At 58.0% G+C, this 319-nt stretch carries 1 protein-coding gene; it reads right to left on the bottom strand.

The annotated features are described in order from the left end of the window. The coding region (locus tag ACYP03_RS25245) for a condensation domain-containing protein (protein ID WP_459782563.1) at window positions 1-319 on the bottom strand (319 nt) is incomplete at both ends.

The raw sequence follows: 319 nt of genomic DNA, 5'->3' as shown, positions 1-319 counted from the left end.
CGGGGTAAAGGCTGACTCAGCTGATCCGCCAGCGCACCATAGCCGATCCCTTTGTTTGGGATAGCCTGTAGCATTTCTTTGGTCTGAACGATGGTTCCGGCAATCTCTGACGCGCTTGTCAGCCTGACCGGGTACATGGTGGTCAACCAGCCTACAGTACGGGAGAGATCAATCCGTGCATCAATTGCCTCCCGGCCGTGGCCCTCCAGAAGAATGCTGTTCTCAGCCTGACCGAACGTCTCCGAGAGCGCGACAGCCAGCGCACTGAGCAGCAAGTCGTTGACTTGGGTGTGATATCCCTGCCCGGCCTGAGACAGCA

This window comes from Photobacterium sp. R1 (genome assembly GCF_054600795.1).
The sequence above is the reverse complement of the archived record's forward strand: the minus strand, read 5'-3'. Positions and strand labels throughout refer to the sequence as shown.